Annotated in this window: 16 protein-coding genes; 11 read left to right on the top strand and 5 right to left on the bottom strand. The window is 68.2% G+C overall.

Annotated features, from left to right (window positions below; all coding sequences use genetic code 11):
* Positions 1-9 precede the first annotated feature (9 nt).
* The 4 genes from EYS42_RS07305 to EYS42_RS17035 all read right to left on the bottom strand — a co-directional run bounded on the left by EYS42_RS07305 (position 10) and on the right by EYS42_RS17035 (position 3,961).
* Positions 10-438 (bottom strand): BLUF domain-containing protein, encoded by a 429-nt coding sequence (locus tag EYS42_RS07305; protein ID WP_130967221.1) that lies wholly within the window; start codon positions 436-438, stop codon positions 10-12.
* Between the two features lie 3 nt (positions 439-441).
* Positions 442-1,188, bottom strand: coding sequence for a GTP cyclohydrolase I (gene folE / locus EYS42_RS07300; RefSeq protein ID WP_130967219.1), 747 nt, complete (start codon positions 1,186-1,188; stop codon positions 442-444).
* Between the two features lie 116 nt (positions 1,189-1,304).
* Complete coding sequence (locus EYS42_RS07295) at positions 1,305-3,098, bottom strand: ATP-dependent DNA ligase (RefSeq protein WP_130967218.1); 1,794 nt, start codon at positions 3,096-3,098, stop codon at positions 1,305-1,307.
* Between the two features lie 41 nt (positions 3,099-3,139).
* On the bottom strand, positions 3,140-3,961 hold the full coding sequence (locus EYS42_RS17035; RefSeq protein ID WP_165456663.1) for a hypothetical protein: 822 nt from the start codon (positions 3,959-3,961) through the stop codon (positions 3,140-3,142).
* Between the two features lie 103 nt (positions 3,962-4,064).
* Here EYS42_RS17035 and EYS42_RS07285 point away from each other — a divergent pair, with 103 nt between their 5' ends.
* The 6 genes from EYS42_RS07285 to EYS42_RS07260 all read left to right on the top strand — a co-directional run bounded on the left by EYS42_RS07285 (position 4,065) and on the right by EYS42_RS07260 (position 12,727).
* A complete protein-coding gene (locus EYS42_RS07285) occupies positions 4,065-4,859 on the top strand; it encodes a M15 family metallopeptidase (protein ID WP_245503538.1) in 795 nt (264 codons plus the stop codon).
* Positions 4,860-4,966: 107 nt separating this feature from the next.
* A complete protein-coding gene (locus EYS42_RS07280; RefSeq protein WP_130967213.1) occupies positions 4,967-5,233 on the top strand; it encodes a PAAR domain-containing protein in 267 nt (88 codons plus the stop codon).
* Positions 5,233-6,858 carry a hypothetical protein gene (locus EYS42_RS07275; protein WP_130967211.1) on the top strand — a complete coding sequence of 542 codons (1,626 nt, stop codon included), beginning with the start codon at positions 5,233-5,235 and terminating at the stop codon, positions 6,856-6,858. Before EYS42_RS07280 ends, EYS42_RS07275 begins: the two co-directional genes overlap by 1 nt.
* An 8-nt stretch (positions 6,859-6,866) precedes the next feature.
* Positions 6,867-10,745, top strand: coding sequence for a type VI secretion system membrane subunit TssM (gene tssM, locus EYS42_RS07270; protein WP_425358877.1), 3,879 nt, complete (start codon positions 6,867-6,869; stop codon positions 10,743-10,745).
* A complete protein-coding gene (gene tagF, locus EYS42_RS07265) occupies positions 10,742-11,821 on the top strand; it encodes a type VI secretion system-associated protein TagF (protein ID WP_130967209.1) in 1,080 nt (359 codons plus the stop codon). Before tssM ends, tagF begins: the two co-directional genes overlap by 4 nt.
* A gap of 3 nt (positions 11,822-11,824) precedes the next feature.
* Positions 11,825-12,727: an OmpA family protein gene (locus EYS42_RS07260; RefSeq protein WP_207301121.1), complete on the top strand. Its 903-nt coding sequence runs from the start codon at positions 11,825-11,827 to the stop codon at positions 12,725-12,727.
* A gap of 66 nt (positions 12,728-12,793) precedes the next feature.
* On the opposite strand, the gene tssA is transcribed toward EYS42_RS07260, so the two are convergent.
* Positions 12,794-13,885, bottom strand: coding sequence for a type VI secretion system protein TssA (gene tssA / locus EYS42_RS07255; protein ID WP_165456662.1), 1,092 nt, complete (start codon positions 13,883-13,885; stop codon positions 12,794-12,796).
* Between the two features lie 198 nt (positions 13,886-14,083).
* Between tssA and EYS42_RS07250 the strand changes: the two genes are divergently transcribed.
* From EYS42_RS07250 to EYS42_RS07230, 5 genes are all read left to right on the top strand, one after another.
* Positions 14,084-14,830, top strand: a complete 747-nt coding sequence (locus EYS42_RS07250; protein ID WP_130967206.1) for an energy transducer TonB — start codon at positions 14,084-14,086, stop codon at positions 14,828-14,830.
* Between the two features lie 5 nt (positions 14,831-14,835).
* The gene (locus EYS42_RS07245) at positions 14,836-15,675 is read left to right on the top strand and encodes a MotA/TolQ/ExbB proton channel family protein (protein WP_165456661.1); all 840 of its coding nucleotides are present in this window, start codon (positions 14,836-14,838) and stop codon (positions 15,673-15,675) included.
* 14 nt (positions 15,676-15,689) lie between these two features.
* Complete coding sequence (locus tag EYS42_RS07240) at positions 15,690-16,121, top strand: ExbD/TolR family protein (protein WP_130967204.1); 432 nt, start codon at positions 15,690-15,692, stop codon at positions 16,119-16,121.
* A gap of 136 nt (positions 16,122-16,257) precedes the next feature.
* Positions 16,258-16,782 (top strand): CAP domain-containing protein, encoded by a 525-nt coding sequence (locus EYS42_RS07235; RefSeq protein WP_165456660.1) that lies wholly within the window; start codon positions 16,258-16,260, stop codon positions 16,780-16,782.
* A 48-nt stretch (positions 16,783-16,830) separates the two neighbouring features.
* Entirely contained in the window at positions 16,831-18,039 is a 1,209-nt protein-coding gene (locus EYS42_RS07230; RefSeq protein WP_130967200.1) for a CaiB/BaiF CoA transferase family protein, read from the top strand.
* Positions 18,040-18,044: the final 5 nt, after the last annotated feature.

Raw genomic sequence — 18,044 nt, 5'->3', positions numbered from 1 at the left:
GGCCGGGGCTCAGTTGGCGCGGCTGACGATGCAGGCGGTGGCGATCAGCTCTTCCAGCAGCGCCATCGACACCTTGCCCGACACCGCGTAAGGGTCGAGCACGGGGCGCTCGGAATACTTCAGCAGGGTCGAGGGGTTCACGCGCGCCAGGTTCACCTGGCCCATGGTCCAGCCGGCGAAGCGGCGCTCGCTGATCTCTTCGTAGTGCAGCAGGATCACGTCGGTGTGGCGCGGGTCTGAGCAGATGCGGCTGTAGAGCTGGTTCACGGCGTCGCGGCCACCTTCCAGCACCTGCATGAAGATGTCACCGCTGTGGCACAGCAGGCCGGTCACACCCAGGCCGGTGTTGTTGCGGCGCGAGATGGCCAGCACCGAATCGATCACCTCGGGGCTGAGGCTCTGATGGGCGCGGCTGGCATAAAGCAAACGAACCAGCATGGCTCAGCCCTTCTTCTGGTTGACGAGCGACAGGAATTCACGGCGCAGGTTGGGGTCCTTCAGGAAGGAGCCACGCATCACGCTGTTGATCATCTTGGAGTCCATGTCCTTCACGCCACGCCAGTGCATGCAGAAGTGGTCGGCCTCCATGACCACGGCCAGGCCGTCGGGGTTCATGCGGGTCTGCAGCAGGTCGGCCACCTGCGTGACGGCTTCTTCCTGGATCTGCGGGCGGCTCATGATCCAGTCGATCAGGCGCGCGTACTTCGACAGGCCGATCAGGTTGGAGTGTTCGTTCGGCATGATGCCGATCCACACGCGGCCCATGATGGGGCACAGGTGGTGCGAACAGGCGCTGCGCACGGTGATGGGGCCGACGATCATCAGTTCGTTCAGGCGTTCCACATTGGGGAACTCCGTGACCGAGGGCGCAGCGTGGTAGCGGCCCTTGAAGATTTCGTTGAGGTACATCTTGGCCACGCGGCGGGCCGTGTCCTGCGTGTTGTGGTCGCTGTCGGTGTCGATCACCAGGCTGGACAGCACGCCCTTCATCTTGCCTTGCACTTCGTCGAGCAGGGCTTCAAGTTCACCGGGCTCGATGAACTCGGCGATGTTGTCGTTGGCATGGAAGCGGCGCTGAGCGGCCTTGATGCGCTCGCGGATCTTCACCGACACCGGGGTGCCCTCGTCGGTGGACGGGGCGGTGGGGTCAGGGCTGGTGCTGACGGCGCGCAGAGGAGGGGTGCTCATGAGGTGGTCAGGCCTTGAACCTGTTGGACATGCAATGGGCGCGATGCTACCGCGCCTGCCTGCTTTGTGCTCGCCGCGTACAGGACAAAGCCCTTCGATTCAGGTGGTATGGCCACTCATTGCGTTTTGTCGAGGCTGTGCAGGCCGTTTTGACGCGCCAACGTCTGGAGGTTGTCCAGCGTGTCGGCTTCGTGCAGGGGTTTGTCGTGCCGCCAGCGCAGGATGCGGGGGAAGCGCACGGCCACGCCGCTCTTGTGCCGCCCCGAGGCCTGCAGGCCCTCGAAACCGATCTCGAAGACCTGGGTGGGGCGCACGCTGCGCACCGGGCCGAACTTGTCGACCGTGTCGCGTCGGATGATGGTGTCCAGCGCCTTGATTTCATCGTCGCTCAGGCCCGAGTAGGCCTTGGCGAAGGTGACCAGCTGCAGTCCGCCGGGCTGCGGGGGCTCGCGTCGGGCAATGGCTTCCTGCACGGCCTGCACGGCGGCCGGGCCTTCCGGGGGGCGGCTCCACACCGCGAAGGTGTAGTCGGTGTAGAGGCTGGCGCGGCGGCCGTGGCCCGCCTGGGCATAGATCAGCACGGCATCGACCGTGAGCGGGTCGAGCTTCCACTTGTACCAGGGGCCACCGCTGCGGGTGCGGCCCTGGCCGTAGGCGCCGTCGCGGTGCTTGAGCATCAGGCCTTCCACGCCCAGGGTGCGGGCCTGCAGGCGCGCCTCGGCCAGCTTGGGCCAGGTGGGTTCGCGGGCGGCGGGCAGCACCGGGGGCGACACCGTCAGGCCCAGGGCCGGGGCGGCTTCTTCGCGCAGTCGGTGGTGGCGCAGGTGCTGGGGGTGTGGGCGCAGGTCCTGCCCCTGCCACTGCAGCAGGTCGTAGGCAATGAAGTCGGCCGGCTGGGTTTGCAGAAGGCGGGCAGGCAACTGCTGGCGTGTGATGCGCGTTTGCAGCACGCTGAACGGGGCCACCTGCCATGGCTGCCCATGGGGATCGGTCAGGGTCAATGCGGTGGGGCTGGGTGCGGTGGTGGCGCGCACCACCAGTTCGCCGTCGACCACGGTGCCATCGGGCCAGCCGGTGGTGCGGGCCACCAGATCGGGGAAGCGTTCGGTGAGCAGTTCTTCACCGCGTGACCACACGGCCGTCTGCCCGTCTCGCCGCACGATCTGCGCGCGGATGCCGTCGAACTTCCACTCAGCCATCCAGTCGCTGGCCGGGCCCAGGTCCGAGTCGTTCGGCCAGGGCTGGGCCAGGAAAAAGGGGTTGGGCTGGGTGCCCAGGGCTTCGGGCAAGGGCTGGCCTTCGGGGCCGCACGCCAGTGGTGCGCACAGGGCCTGCAAGGCTTCGGCCGTGGGCGGGCGCCGTGCATCGGTGTAGCCCATCATGCGCTGGGCCACCACGGTGGCGGGCAGCCCGGCGTGCTCGGCCAGGGCGCGTGTCACCAGCAGTTTGCTCACCCCCACCCGAAAACCGCCACCCACCAGCTTGATCAGCAGAAAGCGACTGGCCCAGTCCATGGGCCGCAGCCAGGTCATCAGCTGCCGGGCCTGCTCTTCGGCAGGCCACTGGCGCATGGGCAGCAGGCGCTGGTGCATCCAGTCGGCCAGGCCCAGCGCGTCGGGCTCGGTCGGCGGGGCATGCGGCAGCACATGCGCGATGGTCTCGGCCAGGTCGCCCACCGCCTGGTAGGAGGCCTCGAACAACCAGTCATCGAGGCCGGCCCCTTGGGCGGCCCATTGCCGGATCAGACCCGTCGACACGGTGCGCCGCGGCTTGCCGCCGGCCAGGAAGTACAGCGCCCAGGCGGCATCGGCGGGTTCGGCCTGTTGCAGGTAGCGCTTGAGTGCCTCGACCTTGGCCAGGGTCGAAGTGGTCTCGTCGAGTTCGGTGAACAGGCGGGCGAACAGTCGCATGCCGCGAGCCTAACCCAGGCCGCGAGGGCCTGCCCGGGCCGTCAGGGGCGTTGCCGGCGTTCGGTGTGGCTCATCACGGCTTCCAGCAGCTCCACATCGCGGTCGGCGTGGGCATGCCTGTCGCGTCGGCTGCTGGGAGGGGTGTCTGTTGGCTTGCTCGGTGTCTTGGCCTTGCGGGCCTTCTCGGGCTTGTCGCCTCTCTCGGCTTTTTCGACCTTGTCGGCCTGGGCCGCTTGCGCGGGCTGGCGGCTCTTCTGGGCTTTTTCTGGCGTGCGGGCGCCCTGTGCCGGGTTCGACGCCGCCGTGGTCGCAGCCGCCGGTGGGCTGCCCACCGGGGTAATGGCCAGCACGCTGGGCCCTGCGGCGGGGGGCGTGTTTTCAATCAGGGCCGCCAGCGGCGTACCCGCCACGGCCGAAGCCCCGGTGGCTGGGGCTTCGCTGACCGCGGCACCTGTTGACGAGGCGCCTGCGGCCGACGCGGCCACTGCAGACGCAGCCGATGTGCTTGGCTTCACCGTCGCAGCAGCTGTGGTCGCCAGGGCATGGGCTGTCGGGTTGTCGCCTGGCCAGCGCGCATGGGCCCACCACAGCGCGGCGCCCGCCGAGGTCAGGCCCATGACCACCAACGCCCACAGCAGCCATGGCGTGCCTGGGGTGCGTTCCCGGGTGCTGGCCGGGCGCCGCGAAGGCGCGCCCCTGCCGCGCTCCTGCGATTCGAGGGTCGATAGAATCCGCACGCCTCGCAGACCGTCGGCGTCGGCGGTGTCGTCGTCCGGTCCTGCAAAAAGGCTGGGTCGCTCCAGACTGGGGCGGCGTGGGTCGTGCGCAGTGCGCGCCGACGTTCCGCGTTGATGGCCTTCCACGCGGGTCTCCCTGATGATGCTTGTTGGATGGCGGCGGATTCTACGGAGACTCTGTGCGATGGGCGGTGCTGCAGGCCACGCCGAAACAATCGTTACAAACACCATGCTGCCAGGGATCGTTTTTCTTGCCGTGCTCGGCATCTGCGCGCTGCTGGGCGCCTGGATGTTTCCTCAATGGCGCCAGCGCTGGGCGCTGCGACTGGCTTGGGCTGCGTGGTTTCCCCGTGCACAGCCCGGCATGCCGCGGCCCTGGTGGTGGTGGGCCCTTCTGGTGGCAGGGTTGATGGCCTTGCCGCCGGCGGCCGTGTGGTGGTGGGGCACCCGCACGCCCACCGCCCGCACACTCGATGCTTACGACGACGCGGCTTCGCGCCACACACCGGCCCTGGTGGGCGACCTGCTGCGAGGCGAACAACTGGTGCCGCCACCGGCCTTGCCCCCCGAGGTGTTCACCACCGCCGAAGTGGAGGTGGTGCGCCCCATGCTGGCCATGGCCGATCGCCGATGGGAGCAGATGGACCCCGACTTTGTGCAGCGCCTGCTCATGGTGTTCAAGCACATGAAGGCCGAGGGTTACGAGATGGCCTTGCTGGAAGGCTACCGCAGCCCCGAGCGACAGGCGCGCCTGCAGGCCATGGGCAGCCATGTGACCAATGCCGGCGCCTGGCAGAGCTACCACCAGCACGGGCTGGCGGCCGACTGTGCCTTTTTGCGCGACGGCAAGCTCGTGATCACCGAAAAAGACCCCTGGGCCATGCGCGGCTATCAGCTGTACGGCGAGCTGGCCGAACGCTTCGGCCTGACCTGGGGCGGCCGCTGGCGCCTGATGGATTTCGGCCACGTGGAATGGCGCCGGCCCGGTGTGCGCCTGGGTGCACCGCCCGGAAACACCCGGTAACACCGTCGGCCCATCAGGGGGAGTCGCCTCGCCCCACGCTCCGCTTAGACTGCGCCTCGCCCGACCGAGCAGGGCACGCATTCAAACATCATCAGGGAGTCGACGCGATGGGGCGTCCGTTCATCGTCCTGGGCGACAGCACCAGCCACGGCGGCACCGTGGTGGGCGCCTCAGGCACCACCGACACCGGCGGCCGCCGCATTGCACGTGTGGGCGATGCCGTCACCTGCCCGAAAAAAGGCCATGGCACCACCGTGATCGTCTCGGGTGATCCCACCATGATCATCGATGGTCAGCCCGCGGCCCGCCATGGCGACAAGACCGCCTGCGGCGCCACCCTGATCGCCTCGCAGGCCGTCAGCACGGACCTCTGATGGCGCAGTGGTGGCGTGGAGGGCTCGCCGCCCTCGGGGTGTTCGCGCTGTTCTGGCTGTTCAGCGTCTGGCAATGGCAGACGCAGGCCACCGACGTGCAGGCCCGTGACCTGTGGCTGCACCTGTTGCTGGCGCCCGCGCTGGTGTGCGTGGCCGGCGCTGTGGCGTGGTTGCTGCTGCGCCGCGTGCGCGACGGTGGCGGCGCGGTTGGTGGTGCGCCGGGCGCGTCAGGGGCGGGAACGGCCGTGGGGAGCGGTTCAACGTCCAGCGCTGCCCATGCCGCTTCGCCCGCCACCGCGTCAGCTCCACCTGCGCGGCCCCTGCCGCCCCTGGCCCTGTGCGGCCATGCCCTGACCTTGCCCGGTGCGTTGGCACATCTCGGCGCCCTTGAGGCGGCCGAAGCTCTGGTCAAGGGCCAATGCCGTCCTGCGCTCGACCCCGAACTCACCGACCTCGATGGCCTGCCCGTGTTCACGGCACGGGTTGAGTCCCTTGAATGCGCCCCGACGTCAGAGGCCTCCGACGAACGCCCGTCATCGGCACCGGCTCGCGATGGGACGGATTCAGGTGGCCCCGCGCATGCACCCTGGCCACCTGAAGGTCGCGTGGCCCGCACCCAGGCCTTGCTGAAAGGCCTGTCGTGGTCCATCTGGTCGCAGGTGGACGAGGCCTTGCAAGCCTGGCGATGGGCTTCGCCCGATGCCAAGGGGCTGGTGCCTGATCCTGACCCGGCCGCTGTCGGCACGCCCACCTGGCTGGCCGGTGTGGCGAGGCCTGCTGCCCGGCCACATGGGCCGCGCGGGCGCCTGTTTCTGAGGGTGTTGGTGCCAGACACATGGCCGGCTGCCTGGCAGCAGGCGGCGGTGACCGCGGTGTTGTCAGAGGCCCCTGAATGGCTGCGCCAGCCGGTGGGCCAGGGCCTGCTCAGCCTTGACGCAGCCCCCTGGCCCGTGACGGATGCCGATGGCCTGTGGGGCCACCTTGCCGACTGGCGGGCCCTGCAGGCACGCCGGCCCAGCCCCGAGTCGCTCTGGGTGGTGGGGGCCGACAGCCTGCTGGACGCCGACCACATCGACCAGCTGCAGGCCCAGGGCGAATTGTTCACGCCCCATCACCAGCTTGGGCGCATCCCCGGCGAAGGCGCTGCGGCGGTGTGGTTGTGCACACCCGAATGGCAGCAGGCACTGTCCGATCAGGCGCCTGCCGAGCACCCCGCCGATCACGCCGGCGACATGTCGGCTGTGCCAGCCTTGCACGGTGTGCTGCAGGCTCGCCGTGAGCGCTCGGCCGACCTGCACGGCCGCACCCACATGGGCACGTTGCTTGGCCTGCTGGCCCAGGCCCCGTCGCCGGCCGAGCTGCTGCTGACAGACGCTGACCACCGTGCCAGCCGCACCGCCGAAGTCTTCGAAGCCCTGACCGAATGGGCCTCGGCCCTCGACCCCATGCAGCACGTGCTGCGCCTGGGCGATGCCTGCGGTGACCTGGGCCTGGCGCGCGGCCTGGCCTGCCTGGCTCTGGCGGCTGGCTTGCCAGGCCCCACCACGGTGGCCCTGGTCCATGACCCCCTGCGTCGCACGGTGCTGCACCTGCGCACGCTTTCCGAACCTGAGGTAGTGAAGTGAACTCGTTCCTGCAACGCATGTGGCAATGGCTGCTCAACCCGACCGTGCTGGCCCTGATCGGCCTGGCGGCCCTGGCCGCCTTCCTGCTGCTGGGCGCCAATGCCTTGCAGGTGGGGCTGGTGTGGGCCCTGGGCGTGCTGCTGGTGGCCCTGGTGCTGTGGGGCGCGTGGTGGGGTGTGCAGCGCTGGCGGGCTCGCCGGGCGGGCGCTGCGCTCGAAGCCGCCATGGCCCAGCAGGGCGAGCAGGCCTTGCAGAAAGCCTCCCCCGAACGACGTGACGAAGTCGCGGCACTGCGCGAGCGCATGCAGGAGGCGGTCAAGCTGATCAAAGGCTCGCGCCTGGGCCATCTCAGCGGCACCGCAGCGCTTTATGAGCTGCCCTGGTACATGGTGATCGGCAACCCGGCCGCCGGCAAAAGCTCGGCCGTGGTCAAGTCGGGCCTGACCTTTCCCTTTGCCGACAACCAGGACAACGTCATCCAGGGCATCGGCGGCACCCGCCACTGCGACTGGTTCTTCACCACCGAAGGCATCCTGCTCGACACCGCAGGCCGGTATGCCGTGCACGAAGAAGACCGCAGCGAGTGGCTGGGCTTTCTGAACCTGCTCAAGAAGCACCGCCCCAAGGCACCCATCAACGGCATCATCATCGCGGCCAGCCTGGCCGAGCTGGGCGGGCATTCCAGTGACTTCGGCATCGCCCTGGCCCGCAAGCTGCGCCAGCGCGTGCAGGAGCTCACCGAGCAGCTGGAGGTGTTCGCGCCGGTGTACGTGGTGTTCACCAAGGCCGACCTGATCGCCGGTTTCGCCGAGTTTTTCGAAGACCGTGACCGCGACGAGCGCGACCGCGTGTGGGGCGCCACCCTGCCTTACGACGCCGCCGGGCAGCACGACGTGGTCGCCCGCTTCGACCAGCACTTCGACGTGCTGTTCGAAGGCCTCAAGGAAGCCTCGACCACCCGCATGTCCATGCACCGCGGCGAGCAGCTGCCGCCCGGTGTGCTGACCTTCCCGCTCGAGTTTGCCGCACTCAAGCCGGCCCTGCGCACCTTCCTGGCTACGCTGTTCGAAGAGAACCCGTACCAGTTCCGCCCCATCTTCCGTGGCTTCTACTTCACGTCGGCTGTGCAGGAGGGCCACTCCACCAGCCGCGCCTCCGAGCGCGTGGCCCAGCAGTTCGGCCTGCAGTTGCAGCCGGGCACGTCTGCCTCGGTGTATGCGCAAAGCGGCTTCTTTCTGAAAGAGCTGTTCTCGCGGGTCATCTTTGCCGACCGGCAACTGGTGCAGCAGTACACCCACCCCACGCGCACCCGCTGGCGCCTGGCCAGTTTCGCGGCGGGCGTGGCCGTGCTGGGCCTGGCCCTGTCGGCCTGGACCTGGTCCTACCTGGGCAACCGCCAGCTGGTGGCCAATGTGCAGGCCGACCTGGTCAAGGCACAGCGCCTGCAGGAAGGGCAGGTCGATCTGCAGTCGCGCGTGGAGGCGTTGCTGATCTTGCAGGACCGCCTCGAACAGCTCGATGCCTACCGCGAACAGCACCCGGTCATGCTGGGCCTGGGCCTGTACCAGGGCGATGCCATCCAGGCCCACCTGAAGGCCGAATACTTCCAGGGCCTGCAGGCCCTGATGCTCGAGCCCACCACCCAGGCCATTGCCGCCTACCTGTCCGACGTCAACGCCCACGCCGACCAGCTGCAGCCTTTGCAGCGCTCGCCGGAGGCCGATGGCACCGCACACCTGGCCGGGCCCGCAGCCGCAGCCGCAGCCGCATCGGCCGCTTCCGCGGTTTCTGCTGCTTCTGCGGTTGCCTCCGCACACGCCCCCTCACAGGCCACCGCCTACACCCAGGCGTCTGCCACCAACGTGGCCGAGGCCTACAACGCCCTGAAGGCCTACCTCATGCTGGGTGACCGTGCGCGGCTGGAGCCCGGCCACATGAGCGACCAGCTCACGCGCTTCTGGCGTGGCTGGCTGGAGGCCAATCGCGGCAACATGCCGCGCGAGCAGCTCATCCAGTCGGCCGAGCGCCTCATGGCCCATGCCATCACGCGCATGGCCGACCCGGCGTTCCCTCAGCAGAGCCTGAACCTGGCACTGCTCGACACCACGCGCGACAACCTTCGCAAGGTGGTCAAGGGCATGCCCGCCCGTGAGCGCATTTACGCCGAGATCAAGGCGCGTGCCGCCACCCGCTACGCGCCCATGACCGTGGCCCGCCTGGTGGCTGAGCAAGACCGTGAGCTGGTGGCCGGCAGCCATGCCATCTCCGGGGCCTTCACCCGTGAGGCCTGGCAGGGCTATGTCAAGGAAGCCATCTCGCAGGCGGCCCACAACGAAACACAAAGCACCGACTGGGTGCTCAAGACCAACGCCCGAGACGACCTCACGCTCGAAGGCAGCCCCGAGCAGATCCAGAAAGCCCTCACCCAGCTCTACAAGACCGAGTACGTGCGCGAGTGGCAGAAGTTCATGCAGGGCATCGTGGTCCAGGATTTTGGCAGTTTCGACAAGGCCGTGGCCCACCTCAACCGCCTGGGTGACCCGGCCGCCTCGCCGGTGGGGCGCCTGATGGAAGCCCTGTATGACCAGACTTCATGGGACAACCCGTCGCTGCTCAATGAGCGCCTGGCCAAGGGGCAGCAGGGCTTTGTGGCCTGGTTCAAGCAGACCATCTTGCAGATGAAGCCCTCGGCAGTCGATGTGCGCTTGCAGATCGACACCGCGCAGGCCGCAATTCCGATGGGCCCAGTGGGCAAAGAGTTCGAGGGCGTGGCACGGCTGATGATGTCGCGCGACAGCGGCCCCTCCCTGATGAAGGGTTACCTGGCGTCGCTGTCGAAGGTGCGCACCCGTTTCAACCAGATGAAGACCCAGGGCGATCCGGGCCCGGCCTCGCGCCAGCTGATGCGCGAAACCCTGGAGGGGCAGGCCGAACTGGCCGATGCCCTCAAGCTGGTCGACGAGCAGATGCTCACGGGCATGCCCGATGCCTCTCGGCAGGTGCTGCGGCCCCTGCTGGTGCGCCCCTTGATGCAGGCCTTCGGTGTGCTGGTGCGCCCCACCGAAGCAGAGATCAACCGCGTGTGGGCGGCCCAGGTGTACGAGCCCTACCAGCAGGGGCTGGCCCGCAAGTACCCCTTCGACCGCAGCGCCAAGGTCGAGGCCTCGCCCGCCGAAATCGCCAAGGTGTTTGGCAGCGAAGGGGCGGTGGCCAAGTTCGTGGAACAGGCCCTGGGCCCGCTGGTGATTCGCCGGGGCGACACGCTCTCGCCGCGCACCTGGGCGGACATGGGTGTGCGCCTGATGCCCGAGTTCACGGCCAGCCTGGCCACCTGGGTGTCCCCGCAAGGTGCGGGCTCAGGCGCCGGTGCTGGCGCTGCAGGGGGCGCAGGCGCATCGCCTGAACCGCAGACGGTCTTCCAGATCCTGCCGCAACCGGTGGCTGGCCTGACCGAGTACACCCTGGACATCGATGGCCAGCAACTGCGCCACCGCAACGGCCAGGCCGCCTGGAACCATTTCGTCTGGCCCGGGCCTGGTACGCCCGGGGTCAGGATCAGTGGAGTCACCCATGATGGCCGCACGCTGGAGTTCTTTGCCGAACCAGGGCGCTTCGGGCTGGAGAAGATGATCAACGCGGCCCAGCGTCGTCGTCTGGAGGGCGAGCAGTTCGAGTTGAAGTGGGCCCAGGGGGCCCTGGCCGTGGCCGTGCAGCTGCGCATCATTTCCAACGCTGCGGCAGCGCCTGCCGCGCCTGCAGCGTCGGCCGCTGCAGGACAGGGTGGCAGTCGGCCCAGCGGTGCGCTGCCTGCCGTGGTGGCCGGTGTCGCCCCGGATGCGGCCTCCGGTGCCGCGACCAGCACCGTGGCCCAGGAGACTGTGCGATGAAGCGCGTCGGACTCCTGAACTGGGGCAGTCGCCGCAGCACGCAGACCACGGCAGCGCCTTTGCCAGTGGAGCTCACGGACCGGCTCTGGTTCGGCAAGGTGCCCAGCCGTGGCGATTTCGTGCGCAGCGATGGCCAGCGTGCCGTGCAGCAGCGCCTGGACGACTGGATGACCCGCGCCATGGAGCGCCTGTCGGCCGACCCGCGCTGGAAGATCACGTACGACGCGGCTCCCCCGATCGACATCGCCATCCTCGGCACGCAGGGGCATGCGGGCGTGCTGCTGAACTGGCAGGCCAGCCAGGACGCATCGGGTCGGCGCTTTCCCTTCATGCTGTGCAGTGTCTTGCAGTCGCCCAGCCCCGCCACCACGCTGGAGGTGTGCGGCGTGCTGATGGCCGATGAGTGGTTGTTCCTGGCCCGCATGGCCGCACGCGCCACGCGGCGTTCCAGTCAGTGGGCGGTCGATGCGGCCGCGCCTGATGACCCAGTTCAGGAGCTGGCGCCCTTGATGCAGCTGGAGGCGCCCCAACGCTTGCCGGTGGACGAAGCGCTCAGCCGCCAGAGCGAGTTCCTGTCGCGCCACACGGTGGCCAGCCTGCAGCAGATGCTGCAGGCGGCCGGACACGCGCTGGACCTCCGCCAGAGCCTGCTGGCCCTGGGCCTGCTGCTGCAGCCGGTGATCAGTCAGGGGGCCCACCGGCTGGGTCGGATGCTGCGCTTGCCCTTGTGCCGAGACCCGGCCTTGCGGCCCGAAGTGGTGGGCTTCTGGATGTCGCTGTGTGCGGGCTTTCTCACCCGCGGCGCAGCCGAGCTGGCCTTGTGTCTGCCACAGGGGGGGCAGGAGCCACCCGAGCTGTGGCTGGGGTTCCAGGGGGCCCACCCTGGCAGCTTGTTGACCGTGCTCGACCCCGGCACCCATGCCGACCAGGCCGTGAGCCTGACCGACGCCGAATGGGTGGAAGACAACGTGAACACCGATTGGGGGCTGCGCAAGCTGTCGACCTACCTGCAGGATCCGAACCTGCCTTTGCAACAATGCCTGGAAACCTTCCAGGAAGTCTTTCTGGGGGTGTGAGCCATGGGACGATCCGTTCGCCTGGGCGCAGGTCGCGGGGCTGTGCGGCTGGCCTGCCAGGGCCTGCTGCGTGCATGTTTGGGAATGGGCATGGCGGCCGCATGGCACGGGCCTGTGTGGGCGCAAGTGGGGGCGCAGGTGGGGGCGCAGGTGGCCGTACAGCCGTCCGCCCAGGCACCTGCTGCGCCAGGGGCGCCGGCCCAGGTGCAGGGCGCCGGGCAGGTGGTGGTGCGGGGCACCGTGCCGGACGAAAGCACGCGCCAGGCCATCCTGAGCCGTGTGCGCGCGGCGTATGGCGCGCAGCGGGTGGTGGACGAACTCGGTGTGGGGCAGGTGGTGGCGCCGCCTCAATGGAAGGAGCATGTCGACCGACTGCTGCTGGCCGACCTCAAGCAGGTCAGCAAGGGGCAACTCAGCATCCGGGGCAACACGGTCGAATTGCAGGGCGAGGTGGGCAACGAGGCCGTGCGCCAGCAACTGGCCAGCAACATGGCCACTTCACTGAACCCCACGTACACGGTGCGCAACGGATTGCAGGTGGCCAGCCGCGCGCAGGACCTGGTCGATCAGGCCCTGGCCAATCGCATCGTCGAATTCGAGGCGGGCAGTGCGGTGATCACGCCCCGTGGGCAGGCCATCGTTGACGAAATGGCCCTGGCCCTGGCGGGCCTCAAGGGCAAACGGTTCGAGGTGATCGGCCACACCGATGCCGACGGGCACCGTGCGGGCAACCTGGCGCTCTCGCAGCAGCGAGCGCAAGCCGTGAAAGACCTGCTGGTGGCTCGGCAGGTGCCTGCCGATGCCATCACCACCCTGGGGGCCGGCCCTGACCGACCGGTGGCCACCAATGCCACGCCGGAAGGGCGCGCCCGCAACCGCCGCATCGAGTTCAGGGTGCTGCCCTGACGGTGGCCGCCACCCCGGGCTGTGCGGGGCGGAAGGCCCCCCACAGGGCGGTGCGCGGAGGCGCGGTCAGTACGGTGGCGGCGCTTCCGGCTCGATGCCCAGCAGCTCTTGCAGGTGGGCCATCGACCCCTGGTCTTTCACCACGCGGCGCAGCCACTCGTGCAGCGGCATTTCTGCCCAGGCCACGGCCTTGTCGGCCAGGTAGGCCACGGGGCTGTGCGGCTCGGTGCGCTTGAAGAAGGCCGACACCTCACGCAACTGCTGCAGTGCCTGGGCGCGCGACTGCACGGGCACTGGGCCACGGGCGCCAGCACCTGGGGCCGCGAGGTCCCAGGCCGAGGGCGTCGCACCGACAGCGTCACCCGCAGTGGCCGGGGAGGGCTGACTTTCCACAGCCGAGGCGGCTGCCGGGTCTGTGCCCACGCCCATGTCGCGGGCCAGGCGTTCGAACTCGTCCAGCCAGGTGGCCAGGGCCTCCTTGGCTGGCACGAAGCTGGGACCATCGGCTCCCAGGTGCTCGTCGATCAGGTGCTGCCAGGCCAGCAGCGAGGCCTGTGCCTCACGGGCTCCGGTGAGTTGTTCGGCCAGCCAGTCGCGGGGGGTGTCGCGCAGTGCACGCATGAACTGCTCGACCGTGAGCCTGTCGTTGCCAGTGGGCTCGTTGCCGCCGGCGGGCGGACGCTGCGCCTGTTGCCAGGCCCGCAGGTCATGGCGTCCGCCCTGTCGCCCTCGGGTGATGGGCAAGGTGGGCAGCAGTTGCACCATGCGCTGCAGCAGCCAGGCCACATTGCCGGCGCGCTGTGCCTGGTCGCCGTCGTCGGCTTGCGGGTGCAGATCAGCCCAGTAGCGATCGGTCAGTTGCTGGCAGGTTTGCAGGCCCAGGGCCAGGCCCGGCAGGCCACGCGTCAGCATCAGTCCCTCGGTGAGCCACATGGCCAGACGGAGGTCTTTGGTGCGTTCGTTGAGCAACTGGCGCGTGGCATTGACCACACCGGGCCAGTCGGCTACTTTCAGGGTGGTCACCCATTCACCCTGGTCGAGCGTGGGGTCGTCTTCCCTGCGCAATTCGGCGATCTGATCGAATTCTGGGGAGAAGGTCATGTCTTCGCCACATGGCGAAGGGCCCGGCACGGGGGCCAGCAGCGTGTCGAGGTTCATGATGCCCTGGTGTGTGTCTGTGGCAAGTGAGCCTCGCCTGTGGGGCAGGATCATCCCACGACTGGGCCGGTGTCGTCGGGTCGGGCCCCATCCCCCTTGCGGGCGATGACGGGTGATCTGGCGCCCTGGCTCTTTTGATCCGCATCAAATAATTAAATGAGATTGATTCGCAATTGCAACAAGTGCTAGACTGCTGCCATGTCCTCGCGTTTGCTTCACAACCCCAGCCTTCGCCTGCCGCTGGACGCGCCCTCTGATCTGCGTCCTGTGCACCGTGGGGTGCTGGCCGCTTCCGTGCTGGTGCTGCACGGCCTGGGTGCCTGGGCCTGGTCCCACTGGCAGGTCGAGCCGCCTGCGGTGGTGGACACCTCGCCCTTGATGGTGTCCATGATCGCGCCCGAGGCGCCCCAGCGTGTGGCGCCCACCCCGGCGCCGGCCCCGGAGCCCGTCAAGACCCGGCCGGTGGCTGCGCCTTCGGTCACGGTGGCTCGCAGTCCTGCGCCTTCGCCCGCGGCATGGCTGGCTCCGCCGGTGCCTGCCCCTGCCCCTGTCAGCCAGGACGCTCCCCGTGAGGCCGCGCCGGTGGCGCAGGCGGCCGCGCCAGTGGCGGCACCGGTTGCGCCTGTGGCCGACGCACCGCCGCCGCCCCCGCAGCCTCCCAAGCAGATCCAGGCCTCGGCTGTTCGCTACCTGGTGGCGCCTCAGCATGTGTACCCCGAGACCTCACGCCGCCTGGGCGAGTCCGGGCGTGTCAGCCTGAAGGTGCTGGTCGATGAAAAGGGGCGCGCTGTGGACGTGCAGATCACCCAATCGTCGGGCTACACCCGACTGGACCAATCGGCGGTGTCGGCCATGCGCCAGGCCCGCTTCCAGCCTTATCTCGAAAACGGTGTGCCCCGGTCGGTGTGGGCGCCCGCCACGATCACTTACGACTTGCAGGATTGAACGACATGAACGACGTGACCTCTGCGGCCTCGGCCGCCTCGATGCCCGCGCTGGATGCCGCTGCGTCGGCCCCCGTGGCCGTGCAGGCCGCCAGTGCCGTCAGCACTGCGCCTGAACTGGGCTTTGCGCATTTCATCAGCCAGACCGATGCCGTGGGCCAGGGCCTGTTTGGCATCCTGGTGGTCATGTCGATCATCTCGTGGGGCCTGATCGTCACCCGCGGCGTGGCCTTGTACCTGCGCCAGAAGCGCTCGCGTGCCTTCCTCGATTTCTTCTGGAACGCCACCTCACTCGAGGCCGTGCAGCAGGAGATCCAGACCCACGGCGTGCAGGAGCCCTTTGCGCACCTCACGGCCCATGCCATGAACGCCCAGGCGCACCACGCCCGTTATGGCGCGGCCAAGCTGGAAGAAGCCGGTTCGGCGCAAGACTTCCTGACCCGCACCATCAAGAAGGTGCTGGACGAAGAGACCATGCGCATGGAAAGCGGCCTGACGGTGCTGGCCACCATTGGCGCCACGGCACCTTTCGTCGGCCTGTTCGGCACGGTGTGGGGCGTGTATCACGCGCTGCTGGCCATCGGCGCCACGGGCTCGGGCTCGCTGGACAAGGTGGCAGGCCCGGTGGGTGAGGCCCTGATCATGACCGGCGTGGGCCTGGCCGTGGCCATCCCCGCCGTGATGGCCTACAACTGGCTGACCCGCAGCAACCGCGTGTGGGGCGCCCGTCTGGACGCCTTCGCGTTCGAGCTGTTCACCTTCCTGAGCACCGGCCACTCGATGAAGTCGGGTGAGGCGGCCAAGGGCGCTGCCGTGGTGTCGCTCAACACCCAGACCCGCAACTGAACCCGAGGTGACCCATGGCCTTTGCCAGTTTTGACAACAAGGGATCGTCGGCCCCGGTGGCCGAGATCAACATGGTGCCGCTGATCGACGTCATGCTGGTGCTGCTGGTGATCTTCATCGTGACCGCTCCGCTGCTGAGCCATTCGGTCAAGCTGGAGCTGCCCAAGGCGTCGGCCCAGCCCGTGACGGTCAAGGCCGAGAAGATCGATTTTTCGATCGACGCCGCTGGTGTGCGCTACTGGAACGGCCAGGCCATCGGGCGTGATGAAGCCGCCGCGCGCTTTGCCGAAGAGGGCCGCAAGCCGGTGCAGCCAGAGATCCACCTGCGTGCAGACCAGGCTGTGGCCTACAAGCTGGTGGCCGAGACCCTGGCCGATGCTTCCAAGGCGGGTTTGAGCAAGATAGGTTTCGTAACAGATCCGTCGGCAGTTTCTGGCGCCCAGTGAATCTGCTGCCTAGGGTTTTTGCTAGCATGGAAGCCATCTGAAAAATACCTGGGAGGCTGCCTTGACTCGTTCGTCTCTTTCCTCTTTTGTCTGGGTTCGCAAGTCCACACTCGCCTTGGTGATGGTAGCCAGCCCCGTGGCATGGGCTTCCGATGGCACCGAAGCATTCGAGGCCAAGGTGCTGGAGCTGATCAATGCCCAGCGCATGCTCGCTGGCCTGCAAGCTTTGTGGCAAGACACCAGCCTGCAAGCGGCCGCTGACGCGCACTCGCTGGACATGGCAGCCAACAATTGCTTTTCTCATGACAGTTGCAACGGCACTTCGTTTGCAACGCGTGTGAGGGGCTACTACAGCGCCAACACCTCTCTGGGTGAAATCATTGCCGCAGGCTACGCCACACCGGAGGCTGTGGTCGCAGGCTGGATGAACAGCCCTGGCCACCGAGCCAACATCCTGGGTGATGCTTACAAGGTGGCAGGGGTGGGCCTGGTCAATGGCACGGCCAACAGCAGTTACCGCACGTACTGGACGGTCGATTTTGGTGGAGCCACCACCAGCACGTCTGTTCAGCCGGTGCTGGTTCCGGAAGCCAGTTCCTGGGTCATGATGGCCATGGGCCTGGTCGGCATCGCCGCTGTGCGTCGGGCCCGATCGGCCTGATCAAAGTCGCCAGGCAATGCCTGGGGCAAGCCGCTAACATGCTGCCCCATGACGCAACCCACGCACACGCCAGCATTGGCGCCACAGGCCCTCGAAGGCCTCAAGGTCATTGAACTGGGGCAACTGATCGCAGGGCCTTTCGCCGGCAAGACCCTGGCCGATTTCGGGGCCGAGGTCATCAAGATCGAACCGCCCGCGGCCGATGGCACTGCAGGCGGCGACCCGCTGCGTCAGTGGCGCATGCTGCACAACGGCCTGAGCGTGTGGTGGCAGTTCCAGAGCCGCAACAAGAAAAGCGTCACGCTCGACCTGCGCACCGAAGCGGGCCGCGCCATCGTGCGCGAACTGATCGACCAGGCCGATGTGGTCATCGAGAACTTCAAACCTGGCACGCTCGAGAAATGGGGCATGGGCTACGAGGCCCTGAGCCAGACCAACCCGGGCCTGATCATGCTGCGCATCAGCGGCTACGGGCAGACCGGCCCTTACCGTGAGCGCCCCGGGTTCGCCGTGGTGGCCGAAGCCATGGGGGGCATGCGCTACCTCAACGCCGAGCCGGGTCGCACCCCGGTGCGCGCGGGTGTGAGCCTGGGGGACACCCTGGCCGGCCTGCATGGCGCCATCGGCGTGCTGCTGGCCTTGCAGGCCCGACAGCGCAGCATCAGCCCTGAAGCACCCAAGGGCCTGGGGCAGGTGATCGATGTGGCCCTGTACGAGGCCGTGTTCAACTGCATGGAAAGCCTGCTGCCCGAGTACAGCGCCTTCGGGGCTGTGCGTCAGCCGGCCGGTTCGGCCTTGCCTGGCATCGCGCCCAGCAACGCCTACCCGTGTGCCGACGGCATGGTGGTGATCGGCGGCAACGGTGATTCGATTTTCAAGCGCCTGATGCAGGCCATCGGCCGCGATGACCTGGCCAACGATGCGGAACTGGCCCACAACCCCGGCCGCGTGCGGCGCGTGGCCGAGATCGACGAGGCCATTGGCGCCTGGACGGCACAGCACCCGGTGGACCACGTGGTGCAGGTGCTCAACGACGCCAGCGTGCCGGTGGGCCGCATCTACTCGGCCAAGGACATCGCCGAAGACCCCCACTACCGGGCCCGCGAGATGATCGTGCCCGTGACCACCCACGATGGCCTGACCGTCGAGGTGCCTGGCATCATCCCCAAGCTGAGCCGCACGCCAGGGGCCATCACCCGCCGCGGGCCCATGCTGGGCGAAGACAACGACGAGGTGCTGGGCCCTTCGGCGCGCTGACGCGC

The organism is Aquabacterium lacunae, assembly GCF_004310865.1.
In the GTDB taxonomy this organism is placed as follows: Bacteria; Pseudomonadota; Gammaproteobacteria; order Burkholderiales; family Burkholderiaceae_C; genus Aquabacterium; species Aquabacterium lacunae.
This window is presented reverse-complemented; position numbering and strand designations above follow the sequence as displayed.

Excerpts from the sequence above, each read along its gene's own strand:
- EYS42_RS07305 (WP_130967221.1), bottom strand. The coding sequence starts at position 438 with ATGCTGGTTCGTTTGCTTTATGCCAGCCGCGCCCATCAGAGCCTCAGC.
- folE (WP_130967219.1), bottom strand. The coding sequence starts at position 1,188 with ATGAGCACCCCTCCTCTGCGCGCCGTCAGCACCAGCCCTGACCCCACC.
- EYS42_RS07295 (WP_130967218.1), bottom strand. The coding sequence starts at position 3,098 with ATGCGACTGTTCGCCCGCCTGTTCACCGAACTCGACGAGACCACTTCG.
- EYS42_RS07285 (WP_245503538.1), top strand. The coding sequence starts at position 4,065 with ATGCTGCCAGGGATCGTTTTTCTTGCCGTGCTCGGCATCTGCGCGCTG.
- EYS42_RS07280 (WP_130967213.1), top strand. The coding sequence starts at position 4,967 with ATGGGGCGTCCGTTCATCGTCCTGGGCGACAGCACCAGCCACGGCGGC.
- EYS42_RS07275 (WP_130967211.1), top strand. The coding sequence starts at position 5,233 with ATGGCGCAGTGGTGGCGTGGAGGGCTCGCCGCCCTCGGGGTGTTCGCG.
- tagF (WP_130967209.1), top strand. The coding sequence starts at position 10,742 with ATGAAGCGCGTCGGACTCCTGAACTGGGGCAGTCGCCGCAGCACGCAG.
- EYS42_RS07260 (WP_207301121.1), top strand. The coding sequence starts at position 11,825 with ATGGGACGATCCGTTCGCCTGGGCGCAGGTCGCGGGGCTGTGCGGCTG.
- tssA (WP_165456662.1), bottom strand. The coding sequence starts at position 13,885 with ATGAACCTCGACACGCTGCTGGCCCCCGTGCCGGGCCCTTCGCCATGT.
- EYS42_RS07250 (WP_130967206.1), top strand. The coding sequence starts at position 14,084 with ATGTCCTCGCGTTTGCTTCACAACCCCAGCCTTCGCCTGCCGCTGGAC.
- EYS42_RS07245 (WP_165456661.1), top strand. The coding sequence starts at position 14,836 with ATGAACGACGTGACCTCTGCGGCCTCGGCCGCCTCGATGCCCGCGCTG.
- EYS42_RS07240 (WP_130967204.1), top strand. The coding sequence starts at position 15,690 with ATGGCCTTTGCCAGTTTTGACAACAAGGGATCGTCGGCCCCGGTGGCC.
- EYS42_RS07230 (WP_130967200.1), top strand. The coding sequence starts at position 16,831 with ATGACGCAACCCACGCACACGCCAGCATTGGCGCCACAGGCCCTCGAA.